Source organism: Pedobacter sp. JY14-1 (assembly GCF_029269825.1).
Classification (GTDB): domain Bacteria; phylum Bacteroidota; class Bacteroidia; order Sphingobacteriales; family Sphingobacteriaceae; genus Pedobacter.
This window is the reverse complement of record NZ_JARJHU010000003.1, coordinates 481286-502101: the sequence shown is the minus strand read 5'-3', so window position 1 is coordinate 502101 and position 20816 is coordinate 481286. Positions and strand designations below refer to the sequence as shown.

Genomic DNA, 20816 nt, shown 5'->3' with positions numbered 1-20816 from the left:
GTTGGGTGATATTATCTGTAAAAAAGTTCGTTCCATTGCAGTTCGTTCCTGAACTGGTCGATCCTTGTCTCTGCACCGATACGAACGTATTCGATTCCCGAGATATTGGCAAAATCCTGCAAGTGGGCATTGGTCAGGTTCTGACTGTAAGCGGTGTGATGCGCACCACCTGCATAAATCCAGGCTGCACAACCCGTTTTCATATCTGGCAGCGGCCTCCAGAGTACTCTCGCTACCGGCAGTCTTGGCAGGTCATAGACAGCATCAATCGCTTCAACCTCATTGACCAGCAAACGGAAGCGGTTGCCCATATCAATCAGTGCAGCATTAAGCGCAGGTCCTCCTTTAACATTGAACACCAGTCTTGCCGGATCAGATTTACCGCCGATTCCAAGCGGGTGGACTTCCAGACTGGCCTTACCGTCAGCCAGGGCCGCATCGACCTCCAGCATATGTGAACCCAGAACCATAGGATTCTGAGGGTCCAGATGATAAGTATAATCTTCCATAAACGAGTTTGCACCTGCAAGCCCTGAACCCATTACTTTACATGCACGGACAAGTGCCACAGTCTTCCAGTCGCCTTCCCCGGCAAATCCATAGCCTGCGGCCATCAATCGCTGAGCGGCAATACCAGGCAGCTGTACCATGCCATGCAGATCCTCGAAAGTGTCAGTGAAGCCCTTGAAATTTCCGGCCTCAAGGAACTTACGCAGCCCAAGCTCGATCCTGGCCGCCTCGTAAATCGAAGCGTGGCGGGGCCCACCCCTGCGCAGGCTTGTATCCATATGGTACAATTCTTCATATTCCCCGACCAAGCTATCGGCGTCCTCCCGGCTTACGCCGTTGATCACTTCTACGAGATCCCCGATTCCGTAGGTATTGACAGAAAAGCCAAACTTCATCTCTGCCTCAACCTTATCGCCATCGGTTACTGCAACGTAACGCATATTGTCTCCGAAGCGGACAAATTTCGCGCCCTGCCAGTCATGCCACGCGGCAGCGGCCCTGCTCCATATCCCTACCTGCGCAATGACCTCCGGATCCTGCCAGTGGCCTACGACGACCTTCCGGTCCTTACGCATCCGGGACATGATGAATCCGAATTCCCTGTCTCCGTGGGCGCTCTGGTTCTGGTTCATAAAATCCATATCGATGCTGTCCCAGGGAATGTCACGGTTAAACTGCGTATGGAGGTGCAGTAATGGCTTGCTCAGGATGTTTAGTCCCCGGATCCACATTTTAGCGGGTGAGAAGGTATGCATCCAGGTGATCACACCAATGCAGTTTGCCGCGACGTTCGCTTCCTGCAGGGTAGCGAAGATTTCTTCCGGAGTCTTTACAATGTCTTTGAATACAATGCTTACCGGTATGCCTGCAGAGCCGTTAATGGACTGGGCAACTTCACGGGCGTGCCGGGATACCACGTTCAATGTTTCTTCACCGTACAGGTGCTGGGTTCCGGTAATAAACCAGACTTCCAATTCTTTTAAGTTGATCATTTGATGATAGTTTATTTTCTTGTTATTGTCCGTAATAGCTGTCCGGACCATGCTTTCTTTCAAAATGCTTCCTGATGAGCGCATCTTTCAGCCTTGGAGCAGCCGGGTTGATCTGGCGGGTTAGCAAGGCCATCTTTGCCACTGATTCCAGAACTGCACTGTTATAAACCGCTTTCTCCGCGGATTTACCCCAGGTAAATGGTGCATGGTTGCCCACCAGGACCATTTCAACTTCCCGGTAGTCCAGGTTGTGCTGACTAAAGTGGGAGAGTATCTGGTGACCGGTCTCATGTTCATAATTGCCCTCGATCATTTCGTCACTCATTGGCGGCGCACAGGGAATATCTGATGTCAGATGATCAGCATGGGTGGTACCGAAAATGGGGATGTCCAGTTGCGCCTGTGCCCAGGAGGTGGCGTAGGTAGAGTGGGTATGTACAATTCCAGAGATTTCAGGCCAGTGGCTGTACAGGACCGCATGGGTCTTGGTGTCTGAGGAGGGCCTCAGGGATCCCTCCACAACGTTCCCGTCAAAGTCCACGATCACCATATCTGCTTCCCGCAACTGATCGTAGGGAACGCCGCTGGGTTTAATGGCAAAGACCCTGTCTTGCTGGTCCGCTGCACTGACATTTCCAAATGTGAACAGTACCAGGCCGAGGGCAGGTAACTGCATATTGGCTTGGTAGGCCTGTTTCTTAAGTTCTTGAAAATTTTTCATCTCAGTAAGGCTTAATATCTTTCTTTAAATATTTCTCGCTGTACCGGCCCAGGGACAGGTACTTTTGATACTGTTCCCTGTAGATCCTGCTGTAACTGATCCGCGGATCATATTGCGCCTGAAAACCTGTGCCCATAGCACCCATGGCAGAAGCCGTATCCGGGTACAGACCTGCAGCCACTGCAGCGAACATCGCCGCTCCCAGTGCGCAAGTGTGCGCACACCGGTGGATGCGGATGGGCATTTCCAGTACATCTGCCATCATTTGCATGATGTAAGGGGATTTCATAGCCACACCACCAATGCCGATGATTCCCTTAACCGGCACACCTTCCTCTCCGAAACGTTCTACTATACTTCTTGCGCCAAAACAGGTAGCAAGCGCAAGCGCACGGAAAATGCGCGGCGCATCAGTTCCCAGGCTGAGCCCGGTAATGGCGCCTTTGAGCTGTTGGTTTGCATCCGGTGTCCGTCTTCCGTTAAGCCAGTCGAGCGCAAGTTCAAACTCTTCGTCTATGGGCAGGATATCCGCCTGAACGCTAAGGGCTGAAATAATCTTAGATTCAATTTCCTGCTTCAATGCAGCCGCCGTTTGCTGGTCAATCAGTGAAGTACTGGTCAGCAAGTGTTCAAGCGGCCAGCAAAGCACTTTTTTGAACCATGCGTAAACATCTCCGAAGGCAGACTGTCCCGCTTCAAGCCCAGTCATTCCGGGAATCACGGATCCATTGACCTGGCCGCAGATACCTTTGACCAGCTTTCCCTCCATCTCATATTTCGGCGCGACCAATATATCGCAGGTACTGGTTCCCATCACCTTACTTAAATGATAGGGCTCAATCTGGCCGCCGACTGCACCCATGTGTGCGTCAAATGCGCCAACCCCGACAACTACTCCGGTATGCAGACCAAGTTTATCTGCCCATTCCTGGCTCAGGTGGCCGACCGGAACATCTGCAGTGTAAGTATCCCCTGCCATGGTTTCCCTGTAGCCTGAAAGCAAGGGATCAAGTCCAGAGAAAAATGATTCCGGTGGTAATCCCCCGAATTCCTCTGCCCACAGCGCTTTATGCCCGGCGGCACACCGGCTGCGCCTGATCTCAGGCAGTCTATGGATACCGCAAAGCATATTCGGGATCCAATCGCAATGCTCCAACCAGGATACCGCTTGCTCCCGAACCCTCCTATCCGCGCGCAGGATATAAAGCAGTTTTGCCCAAAACCATTCCGAAGAATAAATCCCACCTACATATTTCAGGTAATTAACCTCAAATCCGGACGCATGCCTGTTGATCTGCTCCGCCTCTGCAATGGCACTGTGGTCCTTCCAGAGGATAAACATTGCGTTCGGATTTTCCGCAAACTCAGGACTCAGCGCCAGCGGCATCCCTTCAGCATTTACAGCTACAGGGCTTGATCCCGTTGTATCCACTGAAAGTCCCCGTACCCGGGTTGCCGCCTCCGCTCCACCTGCCTTTTCAATGCACCCCGATACTACTGCTATCAGTCCTTCAATATAGTCGAGCGGATGCTGTCGGAACTGATTGACTGCCGGGTTACAATAAAGACCTTGTTTCCATCTTGGGTACTCAAATACCTCAGCCGAAATCTCTTTTCCATTTTTTGCATCTACAAGGATTGCCCGCACAGAGTCTGTCCCGTAGTCTACGCCGATGACGTAGTTGATATCTTCCATATTCATTTAATTTCTGTTGATTGAATCCATTTTATTCGATCCGGAATACAACGGCAGTTTTAAAGCGCATCTGCCCCGGACAAGTGATGTACAGCCCATCGGCATTCTGCTCAAACTTTATCGTAGCGTCGTGGCCCAGGAGCGAAACTTTTCGCACGATGGTTTCACCTGACTCACCTTTAAGTGGAAGAGACCTGACCAGAAGCTTTTCCTGAGCCTGTGGGACACTCATGACAAAGGCATATAGCGCCCCGTCCTTTCCTGTGGTGAAGCGGATGTCCTGTGCGCTGAATTTGAATTCTGCCTGATACTTTCCAAGTTTACCCCCCGGCAGCATCTTCAGCTTCCCGTCTATCAATTCCCCTTCACCCGGAACCTTCCATGCCCTGCTGCCATAGACCCCGGCCCCGTTGATCCGCATCCAGTCGCCTACTTCCCTCAGCATATCCTTGCTTCCTTTGTCGATCGAGCCATCAGGCAGTAAAGAGATACAGATCGCCGCATTTCCGTCCCTTGCTATTGCCTCAATGACATAACGGATCATCATACCCGAATCATAAGTAAAACCCGGAGCATAAAACCAGTCGCCCACGGGCGCTTCAGCAATCCATGGCTGATCTGTTTTAATATGGGAAGGGATCGCAAATTCCTCCGTGGTGACAGTGCCGTTTGTCTTATCCCGGAACTTCACGATGCTGAACGTATTTACCTTACCGCGCCGCTTCAGGGCAGTGTTGTAATAATCCGCGATTACCCTTTGCATTGCATCGGCTTTCAGGCCCGTTCCGGTACCGTCGCCTGTAAATGGTCCCTGGACAGTACCGTCCGTATAGATAAAATCAGGGTCATACTTGTGCACGACATCCATCATACGAAGGGCCCATTGTGAGGCATACCATTTGGCATACGCAAGGTGCCGGTTGAATATGCCGGGAGGCGGGGGAGACCAGTCTGTTTCTGCACTTTCAGCAACATGCTTGTACTCGCGCAGATCAATCCCGTACAAAAGTCTCGGATCAAGCCCTTCCCACCATTTGCCTTTCCCATCCTTAGCCGTCAGGTTTCCGTCATAAGGCACACCTTTTCGTGCTCCCTGATGATCACTTCCAAAAGCCGTCTGCCACCACCACCAGGTGTATTCATGATGAAAAGTTACCCCAAAGAACAGATTATTTTCACGGCATGCCTTTGCCCATTCTCCGATCAGGTCACGCCTAGGACCAATATTGACCGAGTTCCATGGCTGATACCTGGAATCCCAAAGATCGAAATTATCGTGGTGAACCCCCTGGATGAGCAGGAAACGGGCTCCGGCATCATGATAGATCCGGGCGAGTTCCTTCGGATCAAGTTTAGAAGGATTCCAGTCACGGAGCACTTCCTTATAGCCGGATTCTGATGGATGCCCCCATGTTTTCTGGTGGTTGGCATAGGCTTGCTTTCGCGGATTGTACAAGTACCTCGCATACCAGTCTCCGCTTTCTCCGGACGCCTGCGGACCAAAATGTACCCAGATACCAAATTTCGAGTCGCGAAGCCACTCCGGCTCCCCCGGATAGTTCATCTCTATGGAGGACCATGTAGGCTTGAAGGGACCTTCAGCAACAGGTATATCCAGTTTCAGTTCGTCAAAGCTCTGATCACCCATAGGGATACTGTCAACCGGCAACTTCCCAGGGAGACGGGGAAGTGGATAGGAGGTAGTGAATTTCCGCTGCTTCTTTTGAGCCCGTGCGTCCGCAATGTTCAGGACGGGGATAAAAAGAGAAAAATAAATAAATAACCAAAGGGGTCTGTTCATACTAAGCTGGTTTTAAACGTCAATTTAACATTTATTTTTGTGAGTAAAAAAAACCCGGGCAGGTTTTGCTGCGTTTGCCCGGACAAGTGTGGATTAATGAGCTTTCGAAAGAAGGTTAATGAACTGGAATTGCGCTGTGTGCCTGGGTTTGCCAAGTTTGAAATAAAAAGCCCCTTTCTTTGAGCCTGACTTATCTTTCTGGTCTTGTTTGATCAGCAGGCCGCTTGCAGTAATTTTCCTCACGAAATTGCGGTTGTCGACACGCGTATCATAAACCTCCTCATACAACACCTGTAATTGTGGAATTGTGAATTTTTTGGGTAAAAGTTCAAACAGGATAGGCTCGATAGCCGCACGGTACCTGAGTTTGCTGATTGCATCCCTTACCATCTGGTCATGGTCAAAGATCAGTTGCGGGACATCCTTCAAATTGTACCATTCTGCATGAAACTTGTCATTGATCTGCTGACGGTATTTGTTAATGTCGATCAACGCGAAGTAAGCGACAGATATCGTTCTTTCAATCGGGTCACGGTCAGAAACCCCGTAGGTCGCCAGCTGCTCCAGGTAGATGTCGTGAAGGCCGGTAAGTTCAAACAGGATTCGTTTGGCAGCATCTTCAAGACCTTCATCCTGACGGACAAAACCACCCATCAGGCTCCACCGGTCCTTAACCGGTTCTATTGCACGTTTGATGACAAGGAGTTTCAGTTTCTCCCCGTCGTACCCGAATATGATACAGTCTACGGCAACAAGCAAATGACATTGATCTGCATATCCGGTCATAAATTCTTCTGATAACTGTTGTTGGTCTGTAAAAGTACAACTCTTATTTAAAACTACGTTCATATCAGAATTTAAACGGTTCCTGCTTAACATAGATGCGGTAGTTCCCGATCATCCCCTCTTTCTTTTTATCAGTTCTGGGCAAATACCGCATGCCCGTGACCGGCACCAGATCGCCCATATCAATCACCAACTGATGTGGGTGCGTGACTTTATGACTGACCGATTCTGTCTGCCAATAGGTAGATTCCTGAAGATCGTAAACCCGGTCTGCGGCATGATTGCCACTGGTGACTTCTTCACTATCTGCGTAAATAAGCTTCCATTTACGGGTTGAGACCGGCTTTCCCCCGGGGCCAAGTATCTGTAGTTCCGCTATTGAGCTGGTCACGTCATTCTCCAGAAGGCTATTCAGCGCCTCAAAACAAAAATATCTTCCCTTAACTTCGTTCTTAAATAATACCTCCTGCCATACCTTGTCTTCAGTAAAACGTCCTTCTGAAATAGGCTGCTCGCCATTTAGTTCCAGAAGCTGCCCTGGTTTCCGTGCAAGCAACGACACATCGGGCACAATTTTATCGATGATGGGTTTTGCCAGTCCACGGATAGAAGCCTTTTGGGGTACCTCCAGGTCGAGGATCAATACCTCATTAATTCCCTTTTTCAACCATGGACCGGGTACGAATACGGTCTGCTGAGGGCCGATTTTCCAGAACCTTCCGATATTGTATCCATTTACCCATATCATGCCTTTTCCCCACGAAGAAAGGTCTAAAAATGTATCACCCGTATCGCTTAAGCGAAAACTGCCCTTATACCAGGCGGGTCCGCTTGCCGGCCTCTTCACAAACTTCCTGTCTGCCTGGAAAGAATAATCAACAGGGAAGCTATAGATCTGCCAGCGCGACAGCAGTTGCTGCTCATGACCTGCTTCAAGCATCACGCTATCAGTAATGCCTTTTCGGTCAATAATGGCCTCACCAAAATTCACCCGGCCTGTAGCTTCGACCAAAATATCAAGGGTTGCAACTTGAGGGGTAGCCGGAACTGTTATTGTATGATCATTCCGTCTCCGGTCAAGCTTACCGATCAGCCTACCGTTCAGGAAGATCGCAGCCCAGTCATGAACATCATGTACGACCAGTTTCCTGTCAACGCCCGAACCGTCGATACGCGTCCGGTACATGACCCGTCCCCAACCCTGTCCGAGATCTTCCATTGTTCTGATCTTATCCGAAATGTGCGCAGGAGGAAGCTGATCAAACAAAGAAGAAGTTTGCCGGAATGAGAACTCCGGTATCGTGATCACAGGCTTGGGCTCGGGGACAGCCGGTATTTTTTCCCCGGGATTCAGATAATTCTGCATCAGCGCCCTGACGGCATAGAACTTATCAGTAGGACTGCCTTGCTCGTCAATTGGTGCATTGTAGTCGTAACTGGTCACCATTGGCGAATAAGGTGGTGAATTTGCGCCTCCCCACTGACCAAAGGTGGTCCCGCCATGAGCCATATAAAGGCTAAACGAAATCCTCCGGTCGAGCATATCTTTCAGGCTTCCGATAAAGCTTTCCACAGACCTCGTCTCGTGCGGCCTGCCCCAGTTATCGAACCATCCGGTCCAGTATTCGCTGCACATCAGCGGTGCTGAAGGGTGCATTTTTTTAAATTTGCTAAATTCCTTTTCAACATCCGATCCCGCACCAAAGTTAAGTGTAACCGCGACTTCGGGCGATGTTTCGTACTTATCGAATGTAGATGACCAGTCACATCGCATGAGCTGGACCTTATCAAACCCCGCTTTTCTCAGGTTAACTCTTGTCGCTTCCATATAAGCGGCATCGCTCCCGAATGCTCCATATTCATTTTCAACCTGCACCATGATCACAGGCCCGCCATTCTGAATCTGGAGTGGGGCCAGCTGCTGTCCGACCTTCATAAGATACCTCGCCGACCGCTGCATAAAAAGGGTATCTTGCAGAGAACGGACTTTCAGGTCCTTCTTTTTCAACAACCACCAGGGCAGGCCGCCCATATCCCATTCCGCACAGGCATAAGGTCCAGGCCTGACAATGCAATACATCCCGTTTTGCTGAATCAGCCTGACAAAGGCCGCTACATCGCGCTGACCTGAAAAATCGAACTTACCCTCTTCCTGTTCATGCAGGTTCCAGAACAAATAGATACAGACAGTGTTCATACCCATTGCCTTCAGCATCTTGATGCGATGGTCCCAATATTGCCTTGGGATACGCGGAAAATGCACTTCGCCGGCCCTGATCAGGAATGGCTTTCCATTAAGCAGAAATTCCTTTTCACCCAGGGTGAAATCAGCGGAACCGACTGCAGATCTGCTTTTTGGCGCCATTTCCTGGCGGCAAAGACCCTGCAGGCAATGACTGCACACAAGTAAGAGTAAAATCAATTTTTTCATTTATCGGAAATTCTGACGCCTTTGGTAGTTGGAACCACCGGTTTAATAGATCCATCTTCGTTAAAATAAAGCCGGTCGATACAAACCTCGCGGTTGAAGCCAGCGGCCTCGCCCATCAGAATGCCTTTGGGACGGGTGAACCGATGATAAACAATATACCATTCATCTTTACCCGGTATTTTGAGTATCGAATTATGGCCGGTCCCGTAAATACCTTCGCTATCTTTTCTCGATAAGATACGGTTTTTTCCGGGTATTATGATCTTGCCGGTTGGACTATCAGCAATACCATATCTCACGGCATAATCTGCGTCTCGCGTATCATTTTCCGACCACATGAAATAGTATTTCCCGTTCCGGAAAAAAATCTCTGTGCCTTCACGGTACGTGTCATCAGGCGTTATGATGCTGATGCGTGAGGTGTCGATGGAAATCATATCGTCGTTAAGCGGAGCTGCTGCCATATATCCGTTACCCCAATACAGATAGCTTTTACCACTAACCGGATCTGTAAAAACATCGGGATCAATTTCCTGGCCGAAGTCAAGACCTTTAGGATGCCCCTGGATCAGCGGCTTCCCGCTATCGCGAAATGGCCCCGCCGGCTCTTCACTTACTGCGACCCCTATCTTTTGCGCCGCAGAGAAATAATAGAAATACCTGTAGCTTCCGGCAACCTTTTTCTCAGCAATTGTTGGCGCCCACGCATTACGGTCAGCCCACCGCACATCCTTTGGCAGATCCAGGATTATTCCTTCATCTTTCCAGCTCGATAAATCCTGAGAAGAAAAAGCTTTAAAATAATTCCCCGACCAGCCGTTGAAACCGTCGCTTGTCGGGTAGAGATAAAATTTGCCTGTCTTATTGGAATAAAGCACTTCCGGGTCTGCATAATACCCATTCAGAACAGGATTTTGATCAACCGATCCCGAGATATAGAAGTGCCTGGCAGTCTGTCCCGAAATTCCCACTTCAACCCGCAGAGGTCCGCGTGTCAGGTCATAGGGCGGCTTAGGACTGATCTTTATACCTGGAAACAGCATGAATTTAGGATCAAGGGCTTTTAGTGCTGCATTCTGTTTAACCGGGAAATAGGCACTTGCTGAAGCAGTGTCCAGCAAGATATTGTTGGTTCTAATATCCGGACTCTGCGCAGAAGCAATTACATCCCCGGCAGTATACCATCTTTTTATAAGTGCAGATGCTTCCTGAGCAGTAACCGGGATCACAGTCCCGTGACGCGGATGAAAATTCATACTGACTGCGTGGTCAACTAACCGGAACGACTTAAGGTCCGTGCTTTTGGTAAACTGGTACTTCCCCTTCGTATACAGATCATACATCAGAATATAGCCGGATCCGTCGTTCAGCTTAAAGACACCTGATCCTTCAACCGGATCCGTCGTCTGCTGAACACTTCCCGGCTGAAGTGTATATCCCCTTTTCAGATCATCCGATACGGCTACCCTTATCCCTAAATTTTTACCTTCTGTCTTGAAGAAAAGATGGTATTTTCCATTGTGATAAATAATATCCCCATCAATACAGGCGTGACCTTCAGGATGCTTAAATAGCGGTTCAGGCGTAGTTTCCAGATCTGTAAAGTCCTTATTTGCATAAGCCCAGTAAATGATATCCGGGCCTTCTCCATGCTGCATAGACCAGTATATCATGTATTTCCCCGCCTTACTATCGTAGATGGTTTGTGGCGCCCATACACGATGAAGGTTTTCCTGACCGGAAAAGCGCTTTTGGATATGAACAACGCTCGAGGTCCAGTTGATCAGGTCATTGGATTTCAACAGTACCATCGCACGATTAGAATTCCAGCCATTGGCCGACACCATGTCTGTCGCCACCATATAAAATGACTTTCCGTCAGCAGCCCTCAATATATGAGGATCACGTACACCGCCTGTGGAACTGATCCTTCTGGAATCAATCACCGGCTGATTGCCATTGAGCGCCCTCCAGGTGTACCCGTCTGTACTCAAGGCAAAGCGAATAGCTTCTTCTGACTTTTCGTTCCCGATGAAATACGTAAAGAGGTATGCCGCATACTTCTTTTCGGCCGGTTGGCTGAAACAGGAACAGCAGATGATCAGAAGTACAATAAATGGTAAGGTAAATTTTTGGGCGCTCATAATTCGTGTGTGTTGTTCAGCGAATATAAAAACAAATTATTAAATGTCAATATAACGTTTAATAATTTACTGTCTCAGCTTGATTTAAAGAAAATCTGAAATAATAAAGATATGTTGAAAGTAAGCAGCGGGTTTCCGAAATTTACCCGCTGGACTAAAGCCTTCGGGCAGCTTATTATTATTCAGATGAAAAAACTATCAGACACCGACCAGCGGGTGCTTAACGAATTTATCGGCAGCATTACCGGAAATACGCAAGCCTGCATCGGTTATCCCGCAAATACCGATTTCGACTTCTCCGAACTTGAAGCGCTGATGAAATATCCCCTTAACAATGTCGGTGATCCGATGATCAAAAGTGCTTATGTATTTTCCTCACTGCCGATGGAAAGAGAAGTAGTTGCCTTTTTCGCCGGTTTGTTCAGGGCAGAGACAGAAAATACCTGGGGCTATGTAACCAATGGCGGTTCGGAGGGCAACCTTTACGGGCTCTACCTTGCCCGTGAGCTTTATCCAAAGGCCATGGTCTATTACAGCGATGCCACGCATTACAGTGTCCATAAGAACATTCACCTGCTGGGTATGCCCTCCATAGCAGTACGTACACAGCCCAGCGGGGAAATTGACTATGATGACCTCAACCATACCATCAGGATGAACCGGCACCTTCCTGTAGTCATCCTGGCTAATATCGGCACTACCATGACCGAAGCCGTCGACGATCTGGACAAGATCAACCACATCCTGAAGGACAATGCCATAACAAGAAAATATATCCACTGCGACGGTGCGCTGGCCGGTAGTTTCGCACCATTCATGTCGCCAAAGCCAAGTTTTGACTTCATGGACGGGGCAGACAGCATCGCCGTGAGCGGCCATAAATTCTTCGGGTCACCGATTCCCTGCGGTGTCGTACTCGTAAGGAAAAGCAATCGCGACCGGATCGCCAGGGGTGTCTCCTATATTGACAGTATCGACACTACTATTACCGGCTCCCGCAATGGTCATAGCCCGGTTTTTCTTTGGTACACCATCAAAAGACTCGGTATCGGGGGACTACAGGAGCGTTACCAGCAATGCCTTGCCCTGGCCAATTATGCATTGGAAAAACTCACCGCCATCGGCATACCGGCCTGGAAGAACAGCCGCGCCATTACCGTAGTTTTGCCTGAGCCTGCGACAGCCATCAAATTGAAATGGCAGCTGGCTACAGAAAACGGATTTTCACATATCATCTGTATGCCTGGCATTACCAAAGACCAGATCGATGCCTTTACAGATGACCTTAAAGCAAGCAGATCCTGAGTGTGTACAAGGTACAATAAGTAAAATTTTCGTGCTTTTTTACGCCAAATCCAGGGAATTGTTCCCTACCTTTGGCGCGACTAACTAACTTATTATTCTTGCTTATGGACAAAGTGTCTATGTTCCAACCCGATCTTTCCGGACACGGACTTGATCAGCAAAAGGCATTATACCAGCTGAATGTCAGCGAACTGGTAGCCGCGATCACTGATCCGGACAAACCCGAAGGCTGGATTACCGATAAAAACGCAGTTGCTGTAGATACCGGCACCTTTACCGGACGCTCCCCCAAAGACCGCTTCATCGTCCGTGACGACATCACCGCCCGCAGGGTAGACTGGGGTGAGATCAATATCCCCTTTGAGGCAGCGCATTTTGACCGTCTGCTTGGCCGTATGATTGCTACGCTGAACGAAAAGCCGTTTTACGTGCGCGACTGCTATGCCTGTGCACATGAAGCCTACCGCCTGCCGGTACGCGTCATTACTGAAACCGCTTACCAGAACCTGTTCGCGCATAACTTGTTCCTGAGGTATACCGATTACGAAGGACTCAGATTAAGGGAGGAAGGCAACGACATGAAGGAGGCCTGGACCATTATCGCCGTGCCTTCCTTCCAGGCCGATCCAAAGACCGACGGTACCCGCCAGGGTAATTTTACCATCATTAGCTTCAGTAAAAAAATGATACTGATCGGCGGCACCGGTTACACCGGGGAGATTAAGAAAGGTATCTTTTCCGTGCTGAATTTTCTGCTCCCTGAAAACCACCATGTATTGCCCATGCACTGCTCAGCCAATGCAGGTCAGGAAGGCGATACCGCAATTTTCTTCGGCCTTTCCGGTACAGGCAAGACCACCTTATCTGCCGACGCAGGCCGCAGGCTGATCGGTGACGACGAGCATGGCTGGACCGCAGAGGGCATCTTCAATTTTGAGGGCGGCTGCTATGCCAAATGCGTCGGGCTGAGCGAAGAGAAAGAACCGGAGATCTACCATGCCATCCGGCCGGGCGCCCTGCTGGAAAATGTATGCCCTTTTTCCGGCACCAGCAAGGTAGATTTCGATAACATCAGCAAAACAGAAAATACCCGTGTGGCCTACCCCCTGGACTTTGTAGACAATGCATTACTGCCTTCCGTGTCGTCAACTCCCGGGAACATCTTCTTCCTTACTGCCGATGCCTGCGGGGTATTACCGCCAATTTCCAGGCTTACCACGGAACAGGCGATGTTCCATTTCCTGAGCGGTTACACGGCTAAGGTAGCAGGCACGGAAACCGGGATCACCGAACCGCAGCTGACCTTTTCGGCCTGCTTCGGGAAGGCCTTCCTTCCGCTTCACCCTTCCAGGTATGCCATTATGCTAGGCGAAAAGCTGAAGGAACAGCATGTAAATGTCTGGCTGGTCAATACCGGCTGGACCGGGGGGGCTTACGGCACCGGGCAGCGGATCAAACTGAGTTATACCCGCGCCATGGTCCGGGCGGCGCTGGACGGTAGCCTGGCTAAGGAAGCTTATGTAGCCGATCCTTTCTTCGGTCTGCAGATGCCGGTTTCCTGTCCCGGTGTTCCCGACAATGTATTGAACCCGCGCAATACCTGGACCGATACTGCAGGTTACGACCTCAAGGCTTCTGAGCTCGCAGAGGCATTCCTGGTCAATTACAAACAGATCAATGATCCGTCAATGCCCGACCTGAGCAGCGCACTGCCCCTGATCAAATATACCAGCATGTTATAAGTCCTGAAGCCCGATGCTATTCGCCGGGAAAGGCTTCCTGAAGGGCCTTTGCCTCTGCCTTGCTCAGCTTAGAGACACTGCCGTGCCGCGCATCAGGTGGCATGGCAATGTCCTTTTCGATCTTCCAGTGAAGGAGGTCCGGTGACGAGGATATGCCGTACCGGTCTGCCATAGGGTAATCATACAGCAGCAGCCAGCCTTTTTTAACCGGATCGGGCATCACGCTCGGCCCCTCAGTAATGGTCGGCACCAGCTGGCCTTTGTTCATCGGGCCATTGTAGACCTCATAGGGTCCTTCGGGGTTCCTGGAAGTAGCCAGGCGTATGGCCCTGCGTTCACCTGTCCTGGCCCCGAACTCCTCTTCTTTATGAAAAAGGTAATAAGTTCCCTTATGCTTCATTAATGTACCGTCGATAACCGAGTATGGAGGCGCGAACAGCACCTTTGCCGGGGTAAAGGTCTGCCAGTCCTTAGTCTTACAGTACCAGAGCCGGCTTTCCATCCAGCCGGCCTCCTTAAAGGTAGAAGACCAGAGCAGCAGGTATTCCTTCGTATCCTCGTCATAAAAAAACTCCGGCGCCCAGATGTTCCTCACAAAGGCACCCGATTCGTCCCTTACATCTTTCATCAGGTACAGGTACTTCTCAAACTTCCAGTGGATCAGGTCTTCGGAAGTCGCATAAGTACAGCTTGGCCCTTTTTCCCGGCGTGCCTCCGCACCGCCCCCGCCCCCCGTCGCTACAAGGCGCCAAAGGCCATCAGGCCCCTTATGGATATACTGGTCGCGCATGTGCCGGTCCCATATCGGCTTGTTACCGTTCAGGGGTTTCCAGTGACGTCCGTCGTCAGACAAGGCAATATGCAATTGCTCGATCTGCATCGGATCCGGCAAAGGCACTTCAACGACCTTGCCCTGTTTGTCAATCTCAATACGCGTGGGATAACGCTGCCGGAAATAAGTCAGCATCCAGGTATCTTTTTCTGCTTGTGCGCGGACGGTCTGTGCGCCGCTGAACAAAAGCCAAACTGTAGCAAGCCTGATGATTATTGGGTGTTTCATACAGTGGTTTCAATTTGACCGGGAATTTAACATTATCCTTTCATTTGCTACATCACGTTTTTGTGACCGGAAGAAAAATATCAGTTCAGTTTATTATATTTAGATACACACAAATACAACCTTTATGAAAAAGCTCCTCTTACTGGCCGTGGCGCTAAGCCTGGGCCTGGCTGCCCCTGCGCAGGTCACCTTTCAGAAATACATCCGGGTCGGTGTCAAGGCCGGTGTAAACGCTTCTGTCTTCACCCGGGATGTCGCTCCGTTTGATCCGCATATCCCAGGCTATTATGACACGTTTGAGAATTATGTCCGCCTATCCGGTTTTGGCGGTATCACCCTGGATTACGACATCACGCCCAGGCTTGCTGTAGGGGCAGAACTCCTGTATACTGCAAGAGGGATGTCTTACCGCGAAAAGAATTACGACGTGGTGATTTATAACGAAAACGGGGAAGAACAAGCCTACAACTATTATAATTTCCGGATAGACTATATGGAACTGCCCATTACCCTTGGCTACAATGTACTTCCGCTTCGCCTGAACACTTCGCTGAAGGTATATGGAGGGATCGCCAAAGGTGTCGCGGTACACAAGACCACAAAATGGATCTACCCAGATGTCGATGGTTACGATGCGCCAAAGAATGAAAAGCGGCAGCTGATGGATGTAAGGAATTTCAATACCAGCATCATTGCGGGACTGAGGGTCGCCGGAAGGAAAACCGGGTTCAATCCTTACGGCGACCTGCGCGGAAGCTATATGGTCAACCCGGTCTTCAGTAAGGAAAAGGCTTCCGACAGGGGTAACCTGGACACCAGGATGTTCACGCTGTCCCTTGCCCTCGGCCTTCAATTCTGATCGCTCCACCCTTCAGGCTGTCTTTCTCCACAAAGGAGGTACCTTTTGTGGAGAAAGGCAGTACCAAGCGGGGCCAGGCATGGTGACAAACCCGGCCGATGGCCATTTAAAAACCTATCTTAACCCCAACGTTCAGGCCAAGCCCGCCAATATTGATATAAGACCTCAGGTCGTCGGACGGCTTGCTGGAATCGTAGCCGGCACTGCCTTTTACGTTCATCGAAGAACCAATGGCCTTGTGATAGTTAACCTTTCTGTCGCCCGCCGGCTGGTCGTCCAGGGTCAGCTGTTTTGAACCTACCGGTGTATTGGTTGCATTAACAACAACGGTAGCCGTGCCGTCATACTTTTTGAGGTCTTTGTCTTTGCCCCCAACGGAAACATTGCGGTATTCCAGTTCTGCGAACAAGCCGATCCGGTTACTGACTTTGTAGTCGAAACCGAGTGCACTCTGAAAACCGATGGTGGCCTTAGGGTTAATGCGTTCTTCACGCTCCAGTACCAGATTGGTCCGCGTACCGGCAGGAGAAACAATGCCCTGCGACGCCGCGATCTGGCCGGTCTGGTCATTGACTGATGTATGGATCTGCAGATAGCCGCTGAATGGAACGATTACACCAACCTTGCTGTAAGGCTGAAAGTTACCGCGCACAGGAATACGGAATACGAGTGCCGGTGCCAGGTCAAAAGCCGTAACGTTTCCTTTGGAATGCAGGCTCAATACCGTAGTTCCATTGTTGATCACGGACTGCCTCAGCATATCCTGGTCTTCGCTCTTATAATAGTTTACGCCCAGCTCAACGCCAACAATATTACTGAACTGATAACCGCCCACCAGACCTGCCCTGAAGCCCTGTCCGAAGGACCCGGTAAGTGCGGTCTCCTCAGTAGTCGTCGTTGCCCCCGCACCCGTACCCGTGATGTTGGTTGTCCTGTCGCGGGCGAGCTGTCCGTTTATAGATGGGAATTCGACTGGGGTTACCTTAATGAAATATCCGCCGGTAGGTTTAAGGTAAAATCCCTTTTCCTGCGCTGTAGCAGTCAGGGAAACAGCGGCTAACCAGAAGATGGATGCAATTAACTTTTTCATAGCTCGAATAATTTGTATGAATAACCCCCGGGAATTACAAAAGTTATCATCTAAAAGTCATAAGCAATACGAAATTTTCCCGGAAACACTAACGTTACTAAATTTGCTAACACTGTTATTTATTTAACTGTAGTTAGCCAATAAGAATTCAAAAAAATTTCAATAATCACATTATGAGCACAATAGATGCACTTCAGTGGCGCTATGCCACCAAAAAGATGAACGGTGAAAAAGTTTCACAGGACAAAGTTGACCAGATCATTGCTGCTGCACGGCTGGCCCCTACATCTTCCGGCCTGCAACCATTCAAGGTGATCGTGGTCACCAATCCTGAACTGAAGGCAAAGATACAGGAAGTAGCTTACGGCCAGACGCAGATTACCGACAGCTCGCATCTGCTGATCTTCGCGGCCTGGGACAAATATACCGAGGAACGCATCAGGTCTGTATTCGCACGTACAAACGCAGAACGTGGATTGCCGGAATCCGCCACCGCAGATTACCTGCAAAGATTGCTGGGTATTTTCGGCGCGCAGACCGAAGAACAGAATTTCCAGCATGCCGCAAGACAGGCTTACATCGCCTTCGGCGTGGCCATTACTGAAGCCGCACTGCTTAAGGTGGACGCCACTCCGATGGAAGGCTTTGAGACAGATAAGCTGGATGCGCTCCTGGGCCTCAGGGAGCGCGGACTGCGCAGTGTGACCTTGCTTCCGCTGGGCTACCGGGATGAAGCGGGTGACTGGCTGGTGAACCTGAAAAAGGTGCGTACGCCGCTGGAAGACTTCGTGATCCGTATCGACTAGGCAGGATTCAAGGCCTGTTCCGTGCCTGCTGGAAGGGCCGGAAGGCCGCTGTCAAAAAATGTTAAATAGGTGTGGTATTTAACCGAATACATTCTTAAATGAATATATTAGCGGGATTATACCACACCTTTCTTTTGAATGAGATCATTAATTGCCATAATTGCTTTCCTCCTGTTTTCCGCAGGTCTGCACCTGGGTGCAAATGCCCAGCAAGATAGCCTGATCCTGGACAACATTATCAATACCTCCAAAAAAGCCACCGACAATTACCCCGCAGAGAAGGTCTACCTGCATTTTGACAAGCCTTACTATAGTGTAGCCGATACCATCTGGTTTAAGGCTTACCTGACCATGGAAGTGCATGTACCTTCACAGCTCAGTAAGATCCTCTATGTGGACGTAATGAACAGCCGCGATTCGCTGGTACAAAGCCTGAAACTGCCGGTGACAAATGGCGTAGCTACCGGCAACATTCCGTTAAACAAAGGATTGTACTACCAGGGCAACTACCACATAAAGGCCTATACGCTATGGATGGTCAACTTTGACGCAGATTACTTTTTCAGCAAAACGATACCTGTGGGCGAAGCGATAGACAAACAGCTGCTCACCAATTTCAGTTATAAAAACACCCAGAATGACAAAAGCCAGGTGATCGATGCCGTGGTGCAGTTCAGGAACAATGAGAATGTACCCCTGGCAAACAAACAGGTCAGCTGGGAGGTATTGTCGAACTTCGATGTCGTCAGTAAGGGCAAGGGCACCACGGATGCCGGCGGCACCCTTAAGATCAAGATTGATCCTAAGAAGAACGGTCCTATTACTGACGGTGAGCTGAAGACAGAACTGCTGATCGCGGAAAACAACATAGAAACGGCAACCTTTAAACTGAGGCCGGTAAAGAGTGACTTTGATGTACAATTTTTCCCGGAAGGTGGTGACCTCATCAGCGGAGTAGCCATAAGGGTAGGTTTTAAAGCGATCAATTCAGCGGGACAAGGCGTAGATATAAAGGGTACGGTAACGGATAACACCGGGGCCGCTGTTACCAGTTTCAATTCAACGCACCTGGGTATGGGATCGTTTTACCTGAATGCTGACGCTGCAAAAACCTACAAGGCCAACATCACCTTCAGAGACGGTACTTCAAAAAGCTTCGAGCTGCCAAAGGCACTGGGCTCTGGTGTTGCCCTGCAGGTAAACAGTCTTGACCCGACGGAACTGCAGGTCAAAATACTCGCCAACGATCCGTACTTCGCGGCCAATAAGGGAAAGACAATGTTCCTGGTTGCGACCAATAGCGGTATCATCTGCTATGCCGCAAAGACAAAGCTGAATGGCCAGCTGACCAGCGCGAAGATCGCGAAGGACAAATTCCCCTCGGGCATTGTACAGGTGACGCTGTTCTCAGAAAGCGGAATTCCTGTCGCTGAACGCCTTTCCTTCAATTACCCTTCAGCGCTGACGACAGTTTCCCTGAAAACGGATCTGCCGGCATATAAGCCGAGGCAGAAGGTAAAACTTTCGGTATCGGCAAAGGACGCGGGCCAACCTATGGAGGGCAGCTTTTCAATATCGGTAACGGACGAACAGAAGGTGCCGGTCAACGAAGACAACGAAGTCACCATACTGAGCTCACTGCTGCTTACTTCCGACCTGAAGGGCTATATAGAGAAGCCCAACTATTACTTCAGCAAGCCCGATGAAAAAAAGATCATGGCGCTGGACGAGCTGATGCTGAGCCAGGGCTACCGCCGGTTCAATTACAAGGACGTGCTGGCTGGAAAATTCCCGCCCATCAAGCTTTTCCCGGAGCAGGACATGCGGTTGTCCGGAACCTTGCGTGACCGCACGGGCATGCCGGTAAGAAAGGGATTGCTCCGGCTGACAGTTACCGGGACGACCTACGCCGCTGAGGCCGAGAGCAGACCTAACGGTACGTTTGTATTTCCAAAACTGAACTTTCCAGACTCTTCTGAGGTGGTCATCAACGCCAAGTATGCGGCCAACGGTTCCAGCCTGATGGTGCTGATGGATGGACAGGCAGGCCCGCCGGTGACCAAAAACCCGAATTTCCCGGATGAAGTATCGAACATCGACAGCGCATTGGCGCCTTACCTGAGCAACAGCAAGCGGCAGTACAGCTATCTCCGTACATTAAAGGAAGTAAAAATTGAAGGCGGCAAGGTGAAACGCCCCAGCCATAATGATCATTCCGCATTGTCGGGGCTTGGCAATATCAACGTCTATACGATCGACGGCGAGCGGTTCAGGGGCTGTAATAATTTTGCCCTTTGCCTTCAGGGACAAGCTACCGGGCTTACTTTTTATGAAGATAAGTTTTATGTGTCCAGGGACTACCAGGCAGGCAGCAGAGTACCGGTACAGATCTTCCTGAACGGCAACGCGGTCGATTATTTCGGACTGACTATGGTAAAGGCTGAAGAAGTAGAATCGGTAGAAGTCTTTACGAAGGACGAACTGGGCACGATAGACCGCCAGTACAATACGAAGGGTGTACTGGTGGTGAATACCAAGGCCCCGGTGAAAGGAACGAAGATCAGTCTGGCGCAGCTGAAGCAAATGATCCCTGAAGCTAACCTGGTCAAGTTCAAACCTAAGGGCTTTGCAAAGCAGCGCGAATTCTATTCACCGAAATACGTAAACGCCACAAGTACGTATAATTTCAATGACCTGAGAACAACGATCTACTGGAACCCGAAGGTAGAGACCGGTGCTGCAGAATTGCCTCCGCTTGAGTATTACAATGCAGATGGCAACGGTACGTACCGGGCGGTCATAGAAGGGGTAGACAAAAACGGAAATGTGGTCCGCTCTGTCTACCGCTATACGGTTAAGCCCTGATCATCCCT

Annotated in this window: 14 protein-coding genes; 5 read left to right on the top strand and 9 right to left on the bottom strand. The window is 50.0% G+C overall.

What is annotated here, in order from left to right; translation table 11 throughout:
* Positions 1 to 11 precede the first annotated feature (11 nt).
* From araA to P2W84_RS08215, 7 genes are all read right to left on the bottom strand, one after another.
* Positions 12 to 1502: an L-arabinose isomerase gene (gene araA / locus P2W84_RS08245; protein WP_276089645.1), complete on the bottom strand. Its 1491-nt coding sequence runs from the start codon at positions 1500 to 1502 to the stop codon at positions 12 to 14.
* A gap of 22 nt (positions 1503 to 1524) precedes the next feature.
* Positions 1525 to 2223: an L-ribulose-5-phosphate 4-epimerase gene (locus P2W84_RS08240; RefSeq protein WP_276089644.1), complete on the bottom strand. Its 699-nt coding sequence runs from the start codon at positions 2221 to 2223 to the stop codon at positions 1525 to 1527.
* A 1-nt stretch (position 2224) separates the two neighbouring features.
* On the bottom strand, positions 2225 to 3919 hold the full coding sequence (locus tag P2W84_RS08235; RefSeq protein WP_276089643.1) for a ribulokinase: 1695 nt from the start codon (positions 3917 to 3919) through the stop codon (positions 2225 to 2227).
* Between the two features lie 31 nt (positions 3920 to 3950).
* Positions 3951 to 5720, bottom strand: coding sequence for an alpha-L-fucosidase (locus P2W84_RS08230; RefSeq protein ID WP_276089642.1), 1770 nt, complete (start codon positions 5718 to 5720; stop codon positions 3951 to 3953).
* Between the two features lie 93 nt (positions 5721 to 5813).
* Entirely contained in the window at positions 5814 to 6569 is a 756-nt protein-coding gene (locus P2W84_RS08225; RefSeq protein ID WP_346348956.1) for an NUDIX domain-containing protein, read from the bottom strand.
* Position 6570: 1 nt separating this feature from the next.
* Positions 6571 to 8937: a beta-galactosidase gene (locus P2W84_RS08220; RefSeq protein WP_276089641.1), complete on the bottom strand. Its 2367-nt coding sequence runs from the start codon at positions 8935 to 8937 to the stop codon at positions 6571 to 6573.
* A complete protein-coding gene (locus tag P2W84_RS08215) occupies positions 8934 to 11081 on the bottom strand; it encodes a family 43 glycosylhydrolase (protein ID WP_276089640.1) in 2148 nt (715 codons plus the stop codon). The genes P2W84_RS08220 and P2W84_RS08215 overlap by 4 nt, the downstream gene beginning before the upstream one ends.
* A 186-nt stretch (positions 11082 to 11267) precedes the next feature.
* Between P2W84_RS08215 and P2W84_RS08210 the strand changes: the two genes are divergently transcribed.
* Positions 11268 to 12386 (top strand): histidine decarboxylase, encoded by a 1119-nt coding sequence (locus tag P2W84_RS08210; protein WP_276089639.1) that lies wholly within the window; start codon positions 11268 to 11270, stop codon positions 12384 to 12386.
* A gap of 104 nt (positions 12387 to 12490) precedes the next feature.
* Positions 12491 to 14128 (top strand): phosphoenolpyruvate carboxykinase (ATP), encoded by a 1638-nt coding sequence (gene pckA, locus P2W84_RS08205; protein WP_276089638.1) that lies wholly within the window; start codon positions 12491 to 12493, stop codon positions 14126 to 14128.
* A 16-nt stretch (positions 14129 to 14144) separates the two neighbouring features.
* Here pckA and P2W84_RS08200 read toward each other — a convergent pair whose 3' ends face one another.
* A complete protein-coding gene (locus tag P2W84_RS08200) occupies positions 14145 to 15188 on the bottom strand; it encodes a glycoside hydrolase family 43 protein (RefSeq protein WP_276089637.1) in 1044 nt (347 codons plus the stop codon).
* A 124-nt stretch (positions 15189 to 15312) separates the two neighbouring features.
* Between P2W84_RS08200 and P2W84_RS08195 the strand changes: the two genes are divergently transcribed.
* Positions 15313 to 16047, top strand: a complete 735-nt coding sequence (locus P2W84_RS08195; RefSeq protein WP_276089636.1) for a porin family protein — start codon at positions 15313 to 15315, stop codon at positions 16045 to 16047.
* 106 nt (positions 16048 to 16153) lie between these two features.
* On the opposite strand, the gene P2W84_RS08190 is transcribed toward P2W84_RS08195, so the two are convergent.
* Complete coding sequence (locus tag P2W84_RS08190) at positions 16154 to 17137, bottom strand: outer membrane beta-barrel protein (RefSeq protein WP_276089635.1); 984 nt, start codon at positions 17135 to 17137, stop codon at positions 16154 to 16156.
* Between the two features lie 173 nt (positions 17138 to 17310).
* On the opposite strand from P2W84_RS08190, the gene P2W84_RS08185 reads away from it, so the two are divergent.
* Both P2W84_RS08185 and P2W84_RS08180 read left to right on the top strand, forming a co-directional pair.
* Complete coding sequence (locus P2W84_RS08185) at positions 17311 to 17943, top strand: NAD(P)H-dependent oxidoreductase (RefSeq protein WP_276089634.1); 633 nt, start codon at positions 17311 to 17313, stop codon at positions 17941 to 17943.
* A gap of 138 nt (positions 17944 to 18081) precedes the next feature.
* Positions 18082 to 20808 (top strand): carboxypeptidase regulatory-like domain-containing protein, encoded by a 2727-nt coding sequence (locus tag P2W84_RS08180; RefSeq protein ID WP_276089633.1) that lies wholly within the window; start codon positions 18082 to 18084, stop codon positions 20806 to 20808.
* The last annotated feature ends 8 nt before the right edge of the window (positions 20809 to 20816 follow it).